Genomic DNA, 5,950 nt, shown 5'->3' on the forward strand with positions numbered 1-5,950 from the left:
ACCTCCAAGCAAATTGCTGAACTGCTATTTATTGCCGAAAAAACAGTAGAGCATCACCGTGCAAATATTATCCAAAAGCTCAATTTACCAAAAGAAAAGAATTCTCTTTTGGTTTGGGCTACTGCTAACTATAAAAGGACAGTTTAAATAGTAGAATGGACTGTATTCATCTACTGTGGGTTGTGTTAAAAAATCTTTTATAGCGAAATTATAACAGTATATTTTTGAGTGTATAAAAAATTGAGGTTATATTTATACGCTAATCACGTATTCAATATGCCACAATTAGACCGTTCCAACTTTAAGTACAACGCCAAGGTTTTTGAAAAAACATGCCTTTGGTGTGGGACGCCCTTTTTTGCTAGTCGCTCCACAGCCAAGTACTGCTGTGGGACCTGTAGGGGATACGCCAATCAAGCCAAACAATCTGAGGAAGCAATTCCTTACGATGAGACCGAAAAAATGATTTCGGCGTTGCTTTCTGAAAATGCCTATTTGAAAGGACAGCTTCAAAGGTATGTGACCGAAAATGACGAATTGAGAAAACAGTTACTGGGAAAAGCGGCTCAATAGCCTCGTTATAACTGTAGGCATTAGATTTATAATTTGATTTTATAACGGAATAATAACGATAATAATTTGAAATAGTATTAAAAAAGCCAATAAAATTGAATAGACTTTACGTAGGTTCCTTCGCATCTAGTTTGTATTTTTTAGTTTCTTGGGCTAATGAGAAAGCGCGGTTATGCCAAAAATAGAGTATATTTGATAGCACTAAAAAGAACCTTGGAAAGCTCAAGCTTGCAAGAATTACACAGCTTATAGAATGGAAGAAAGTCAAAATATAGAATGGAAAGAAACTTGGCGTGATGAATATATCAAGTGGATTGGTGGTTTTGCGAATGCCTCTGGCGGAAAACTTTTCATTGGGATCAATGACAAAGGGGAAGTGACGGGGCTTACTGATGCAAAAAAATTGTTGGAAGATATTCCAAATAAGGTGCGGGATATTTTGGGAATTGTCGTGGATGTGGATTTAAAAACGAGTCTTCAAGGAAATTATTTAGAAATTACCGTAGAAGCTTATCCTTACCCAGTTAGTTACAAAGGACAGTATCATTACCGCAGTGGTAGTACCAAACAGGAACTTAAAGGAGCTGCTTTGGATAAGTTCTTGCTCAACAAACAAGGAAGACGCTGGGATGCAGTGCCAATTCCCCATGTTTCAGCAAATGATTTGAGTCTATCGGCCTTTGATTTTTTCCGAACAAAAGCCATTAAATCTAATCGACTGACGGAAGAAATTGTCCAGGAAAGTAACGACATTTTGCTCGAAAAGCTTCATTTGACCGAAGGTAAATTCTTGAAAAGAGCAGCGATTTTACTTTTTCACCCAGATCCTGAAAAATACGTCACTGGAGCTTTTGTTAAAATTGGCTATTTCCGTACGGATGATGACTTGTTGTTTCAGGACGAAATCCACGGGCATTTATTCGAGCAAATCGAAAAAGTACTTGATTTGCTTCGTACCAAATACCTAAAAGCACTTATCAGTTATGAAGGTATTCAACGCATCGAAGAACTCCCGTTTCCAGAAGCAGCCCTGAGGGAGGCATTGCTCAACGCCATTGCCCACAAAGATTACAGTAGCGGAATTCCCATTCAAATCAGTGTATATGCCGATAAAATTATCTTTTGGAACGAAGGTACATTACCCGAAAACTGGACAGTCGAAAACTTAAAACAAAAACATGCCTCACGGCCTTTTAACCCTAGTATCTCAACCGCCCTTTTCCGAACTGGCTACATTGAGCAATGGGGAAGAGGTACTATTCGAATTATCAACGAGTGTATTCGTTACGGTTTACCTGCCCCTGTGTTCGATTATGATTTTGCTAGTGTAATGCTTGAAATAAAACAAAAAATCGAGAAAGGGACACAAAACAACGCGTTTCCTGCTAAAGATGTCGGAGAAATGTCGGAGAAAATGTCGGAGAAAGTACTGGAGTTGATTAGAACAAATTTTACTATCACAACAGCAATTTTGGCAAAAGAACTCAGAGTGAGTACAAAAACCATCGAAAGAGCCTTAAAAACGCTCAAAGAGGAGAAGAAAATCGAAAGGATGGGGGGAGACAGAGGTGGCTATTGGAAAGTTATACCGAAATAAAAGGAGTACCAATTCCCCGCCAATAGCTTGCGTTAGATTTTGTCCTGACAAAGTCATGGCTTGCTAACGCTTCGCTTTCTTTTTAATCTCCCATAATCTCCTTTTATCTCCGCTAATCTTCTATAACTCTACACTATATACGTCTGACTATTATTGGCGGTCGTGAGCCATCAGGCATATTTTACCCTAACCCAAACACCTTCGCCGTATAGGCACCGATATTTTTAACCTCGTTACTAACCACTTTCAACTTAATATCATACAGAGTTTTGTGAATTTCTGATTGCGAAAACTTTTCAACAATTTGAATTGCTTGATCTTTACGTAAACGAAATTCGTTAATCAGACGCCCAAAAACGACCGCTGATTCGTCCTGAAAATCAATTTTTGTTTGTGCTCCACGAATTCTAGTGATGGTAAATTCAATATCTGAATATCTGCGGCCAACTTTCTTCGCGTTGTAACTAATCGTCAAATCAGTTTTTTCATTGATTTCTTTCTTCGCCGTAAGTAAAATACGTTTTTCAAAATCAGACCAATTTTTGTACTGCTCCTCCCCTGTCTTATCATCGTATAGTAATAACCGTCGCTTCAACTCAAGAAGCTCTATTTTGAAGACGCCTATGTCCTTGTATTGCGATAGCATCTCATAAATACGTTTTGCATACTTACTGTCTAGGCTTAAAGCCATGTGCAACTGAAACGTCGTAAAGTTTTGTTTCAAATCGAAAAAGAACGGTCTAATTTTAGGGTCTAGTCCTATTTCAATGATTCCCTGCCCGTGCATGTACTCTGCTGATGAAATCATCGACACTTGAAGTAAGTTACCGTTGGGGCGCTTGATTTGTAGCACACGCCCTATCAATGTCTCTGTGGCTCGCTTTAAATCTTCGTACGAATTTCGGGTACCTGTTCGTTCCATTAATTCTCGCACAGAAACGTAATAATTCACGTCTGAGGTGTCTTCTTTTTTGAGTTGTGCCATCATGATGTAAATAATATTTTTTTCAAGTGCAGACATTTCATAGCGAGCACTCGTGATAGCATTATCTTGAATAAGGGTTTTTAAGGTATTACTCTCTTCCATTTGTTATATTTATTACCCAAAAGTACGAGTTTTCCACAACTACGACAAGAAAAAACGACTGTCTTTTTTCGATGTCGTAATTCACGAGGATTTTGTCGTAGTTGCACGAGGATTTTGTCGTAATTCACGAGGATTTTGTCGTAGTTACACGAGGATTTTGTCGTAGTTACACGAGGATTTTGTCGTAATTCACGAGGATTTTGTCGTAGTTAGTGTTCATAACATAATGAAAGTCAAAGAGTTACAAGCCACTCAAATATCAAATAATAATAAATAATAATAAATTCACAAATTTGTGATGTATTTTCTTCTAGGGTAAAAAATGTGGATAACTCACCCTTTTAGGCTCCATTTATGGAGGATTGATAAAATAGAAAATCAAAAAAAAGACAAAAAACAAAAACAAACTTTGAATTTTTGGCGGGCGGGCGGCGGGGCTCGTCACGAGGATTTTGTCGTAGTTCACGAGGATTTTGTCGTAGTTCAAACGTATATTTTTATTACCCTAAGTATATTATCACCTTTTTTATTTTTTATTCGCTATGTATGATAAAATTTTATCATATTTGCATACTCATGTTAATTATTGTTTATGCTAACCCAAGACATCGTTTTTCGCTTTTTCAGAGCAAAACCTGCACTAAATCATTCTCAGATTGAAAAAGAAGCAGGTTTACCTTCTAAAACACTCTATCGTGCTTTAGGCGGGCATATCAATCTAAATGAAAAACACCTAGCTAAATTAATCCCTATTCTGAGAAGCTACGGGTTTTCGGAAGAGTTATTTAGTAAAGCCAGGGTTATTTCAATCGTTAACCATAAAGGCGGTGTAGGAAAAACTACCTCAACCATCAACCTCGGGAAAGCCCTTAGTATTCTTGGCAATCGAGTCCTGATGTTAGACATGGACTCTCAAGGCAATCTTTCTCAGTGTTTTGGGATTCATCAGCCAGAAACCCAAATCATAGATGCCTTACTTGATAAAAAAAGCCTACCGATTATTGAGATTGAGCCTAAATTACACCTTGCTCCTTCCGACATACAGATGGCTTACCGCGAACTTGAGCTCGTCAATTCCATTGGTAGTGAGAAACGTTTAGCCAATAAACTAGCCCCTCTCTTATCCGAATACGATTATGTTCTCATTGATTGCCCACCTTCATTGAATGTACTGACAACTTGCTCATTGGTTGCCTCTCACGAGTGTATGATTCCAATCCAACCCGAAGCATCGGCTTATCATGGTGTCGAAAATCTATTTAACCGCATTTCCGAAATACGTGAACACCTGAACTATACCCTCCAAGTGCGAGGCATTTTTTTTACCATGGTACACAAAAATCAGAGTGTGCACAAAAACATGATTGAACATATTCGGGATGTCTATGGTCATTTTACTATTTTTTCTACCCAAATAGAGACTTCAACGGTCATCAAACAATCACAAGTAGCCAAAAGTGACTTGTTCGATTATTCACCTAAATCGAACTCAGCAAATCAATATTTAGCCCTAGCCCAAGAAATGGTCGCTGTTTAACCTTAACTTAATCATGGCAAAAGATTTTATGTCGGGAATTAAAAAAGCTACCGCTCAAATTCCCACTTCTACATTCTCCGAAGTTGAAAAGATAAAAAAACAGATTGTTGTAATAGATGAACTAAGGCATTTTATTACTCCACTCACCGCAGAAGAGCTACAAATACTCGAGAACAACATAAAAGCCCAAGGATGTAAAGATCCATTGGCAATATGGGAAACGTCGCACAGAGAGGCTGGAATCGGCGATTCTGACGAAATTGTACATGTCTTGGTGGATGGTCACAACCGATACACCATTTGTACAAAGTACAACATCGACTTTAAAATTACCATTTTGAAGTTTGAAGGTATTGAGAAAGTAAAAGATTTCATGATTGACTATCAGCTTGGGCGCAGAAACCTCACTCCTGAACAGCTTTCATTTTTTAGAGGATTAAGATATAACAGAGAAAAAGGCGGGAAAGGGAAATACGACCGTGAAGAGGGAAGTGTAGATATTTCAAAAGCATTGGCGGAGGAATTTAACGTGAGTCAACGAACCATCAAAAATGACGGTAACTTCGCCAAGGGAGTTGCTAAGTTAGTTCCAGAGTTACAGCAACAAGTTTTGGCTGGAAACACACCATTTAATCGCACGGTTATTCAGGACATAGGAAAACGTGATGATATTTCAGAAGGCAGCTTAGTATCCGTTGCACAATTAGGTAGTGATACCATCGAGGATACTCTTTCTCCTTATCTTGAAGAGTTTAGTCAACGCAAGAAAGAAATTGCTCGTCTTGCTGCTAACCTGAGTTCAAAATCTGATTATTCTCAATTAGTGCAAAAAGTAAAAGAATTAAAAAAATTTATAACTACTTGATAATCTTTGTTTTAACCATAAGTGCAAGTTTTGCACTTATGGTTAAAACAATTGCTCCAGATAGTTTACGCCCAGTACTGTGGCTTCGCTACGCTTTTGATAGTCGTCACCACCATACACCAAGTGTAGTTGGGCATCGGGTGCTATCTTTTTGAAGTAGGTTAATCCTTTAAAAAACTCGCCATTAATTGTTTTGCCCGCTTTAATTTCAACCGCGTGAAGTTTTAGCCCATCTTGCATCAGCAAATCTACTTCGTTTTGATTGCTGTCGCGCCAGTAATACAATTGTGG

The 5,950-nt window shown here is 38.2% G+C and carries 7 protein-coding genes; 5 read left to right on the top strand and 2 right to left on the bottom strand.

Annotation, left to right across the window (positions count from 1 at the left end; all coding sequences use genetic code 11):
• Positions 1–12 precede the first annotated feature (12 nt).
• The 3 genes from AC23N5_RS31235 to AC23N5_RS31245 all read left to right on the top strand — a co-directional run bounded on the left by AC23N5_RS31235 (position 13) and on the right by AC23N5_RS31245 (position 2,170).
• Positions 13–147 (top strand): LuxR C-terminal-related transcriptional regulator, encoded by a 135-nt coding sequence (locus AC23N5_RS31235; RefSeq protein ID WP_487758538.1) that lies wholly within the window; start codon positions 13–15, stop codon positions 145–147.
• Positions 148–276: 129 nt separating this feature from the next.
• Positions 277–573, top strand: a complete 297-nt coding sequence (locus tag AC23N5_RS31240; protein ID WP_487758533.1) for a hypothetical protein — start codon at positions 277–279, stop codon at positions 571–573.
• 253 nt (positions 574–826) lie between these two features.
• Entirely contained in the window at positions 827–2,170 is a 1,344-nt protein-coding gene (locus AC23N5_RS31245) for an ATP-binding protein (protein WP_487758534.1), read from the top strand.
• Positions 2,171–2,351: 181 nt separating this feature from the next.
• On the opposite strand, the gene AC23N5_RS31250 is transcribed toward AC23N5_RS31245, so the two are convergent.
• Entirely contained in the window at positions 2,352–3,257 is a 906-nt protein-coding gene (locus tag AC23N5_RS31250; protein WP_487758535.1) for a RepB family plasmid replication initiator protein, read from the bottom strand.
• Between the two features lie 592 nt (positions 3,258–3,849).
• Here AC23N5_RS31250 and AC23N5_RS31255 point away from each other — a divergent pair.
• Both AC23N5_RS31255 and AC23N5_RS31260 read left to right on the top strand, forming a co-directional pair.
• Positions 3,850–4,794 (top strand): ParA family protein, encoded by a 945-nt coding sequence (locus AC23N5_RS31255; RefSeq protein WP_028523396.1) that lies wholly within the window; start codon positions 3,850–3,852, stop codon positions 4,792–4,794.
• A gap of 13 nt (positions 4,795–4,807) precedes the next feature.
• Positions 4,808–5,659 (top strand): ParB N-terminal domain-containing protein, encoded by an 852-nt coding sequence (locus AC23N5_RS31260; RefSeq protein WP_487758536.1) that lies wholly within the window; start codon positions 4,808–4,810, stop codon positions 5,657–5,659.
• A 42-nt stretch (positions 5,660–5,701) separates the two neighbouring features.
• Here AC23N5_RS31260 and AC23N5_RS31265 read toward each other — a convergent pair.
• Positions 5,702–5,950, bottom strand: a 249-nt coding sequence (locus AC23N5_RS31265) for a DUF4143 domain-containing protein (RefSeq protein ID WP_487758537.1), incomplete at its 5' end; no start/stop codon positions are given.

This window comes from Runella sp. R5_40 (genome assembly GCF_057652295.1).